This window comes from Cupriavidus sp. 05T313 (assembly GCF_056396665.1).
Genome location: NZ_JBFTLX010000478.1, coordinates 1 through 1,786, shown reverse-complemented (window position 1 = coordinate 1,786; position 1,786 = coordinate 1). Strand labels below are relative to the sequence as shown.

The 1,786-nt window shown below is 67.2% G+C and carries 2 protein-coding genes; one reads left to right on the top strand and one right to left on the bottom strand.

Annotation, left to right across the window (positions count from 1 at the left end; genetic code table 11):
* Position 1: 1 nt before the first annotated feature.
* Positions 2-700, bottom strand: coding sequence for a TetR/AcrR family transcriptional regulator (locus AC1DKD_RS41005; protein ID WP_441636246.1), 699 nt, complete (start codon positions 698-700; stop codon positions 2-4).
* Positions 701-910: 210 nt separating this feature from the next.
* On the opposite strand from AC1DKD_RS41005, the gene AC1DKD_RS41000 reads away from it, so the two are divergent.
* Positions 911-1,786 (top strand): carbohydrate porin (locus tag AC1DKD_RS41000; protein WP_477144719.1); only part of this gene is annotated, 876 nt, incomplete at its 3' end.

Genomic DNA, 1,786 nt, shown 5'->3' with positions numbered 1-1,786 from the left:
TTCAGGCAGAGGGCGGCGGCGCGATCTGCGCCTGCGGCGACACGGCCAGGCCATGCGCCAGGAGCGCGCTGACGTGGCGCACCAGTGCCTCGCTGTCGATGGCTTCGGCACCGGGCAGGCGGCGCCAGATATGGGTGGTGGCCAGCGGCAGCAGCGTCAGGCCGATCAGCGACACCATCAGCAGCGCAGGCTCCAGTCCGGGGTTGATCTCGCCGCGCGCGCGCGCGGCGGCCAGCGGGGCGATCACCAGCCCGGCGCGCTGCATCGCGATCTTCTGCAGCACGCGCTGGTGCAGTTGTCCGTCGGCACCGACGATCTCGCGGATCCACAGGCCCGGGAACCATGGGGTAGCGGCTGCGGTGCGGATCAGCCGGCCGGCGATGCCCACCAGCATGGCGGCGGGGTCGGCGCTGTCGGCCACGGCGGGCAGGAACACTTGTTCGACCAGGGGCTGCAGGCGCTCGTCGACCACCGCATCGAGCAACTGGTCGCGGTCGCGGAAGTAGTAGTGCACCAGCGCCGGCGTGACGCCGGCATGGGTGGCGATGGTCTTGATCGCCGTGGCGGCCACGCCGCGTTGCGCGAACAGTTCGGTGGCGGCATCGAGCAACTGCTCGCGCTGGCCGGCGTTCCCAGCTTTGGCGGCGGCGGGGCGGCCGGGACGGCGGCTGGCGGGCGGATTGTCTGCGGCAGGGGGCATGGCTGGCTCCGGGCTATGCAGACAATATTAATTTTCTAATTAATTAATTCAAGGGCGGTTACAAAGTCGACAGACGGCAACTTCGGGAGTGGATATGTTGCGTCGCAGCAATGCAAGGTAGACATGTCATATAGGCTTGGCTATGCTTCGTGCGCCAGTCGGCGGGGCACTTATCCTTCACCCGCCCGCCGCTGTTTCTCCGGATTTTTCATGTTGCTTCGTCGCTTCCCAGCCGCCCCGGCGCGGCCACGCCTGTCTTTTGCCTCTCGCCTGGCTGCGGCTGCCCTGTCGCTGGCAGGCCTGGGCGGCATGGCGTCGATACCGGCGCTGGCGCAGGAGCAGGGCGCGGCAAGCGGCGACGTGCCTGTGCAGGCGGATGCCCCGGAGAACTTCGCCTTCCACGGCCAGGCCACTTATATCTGGCAGCGCAAGCCGTCCTTCGGCGCGGCTTACTCGGGCACCAACAGCCTCGCCACGGAGCGTGCCAAGAGCTATTCCTTCAGCAGCACGCTCGATCTCGGCGTGCGCCTGTGGCGCGGCGCGGAGTTCCATTTCAACCCGGAAGTGACGCAGGGGGTGCCGTTCTCGGAGTTGCACGGACTGGGCGGCTTGTCGAATGCCGAACTGGCCAAGGTGTCGAGCACCAGCCCGGTGTTCTACCGGGCGCGCGCTTTTATCCGGCAGACCTGGGGCCTGGGCGGCGGCAGCGAGCAGCTGGATGCCGACTTCAACCAATTGGCCGGCAGCGTCGACAAGCGCCGCGTGGTGCTGACCGCCGGCAATTTCGGCGTGCTCGACGTCTTCGACCAGAACGAGTACGGTTCCGACCCGCGCACCCAGTTCATGAACTGGTCGTTCCTGACGCACGGCTCCTTCGACTATCCGGCGGATGCGCGCGGCTACAACTGGGGCGTGGCGCTCGAGTACATTGGCGACGCCTGGTCGGTGCGGCTTGGCCGTTTCCTGCAGCCGCTGGAGTCCAACGGGCTGGAGCTCGATACACGGATGTTCGAGCACTATGGCGACATCCTCGAATTCGAGAAACGCTACAGCCTGGCGGGCAAGCCTGGCGTGGCGCGCCTGCTG

Excerpts from the sequence above, each read along its gene's own strand:
- AC1DKD_RS41005 (WP_441636246.1), bottom strand. The coding sequence starts at position 700 with ATGCCCCCTGCCGCAGACAATCCGCCCGCCAGCCGCCGTCCCGGCCGC.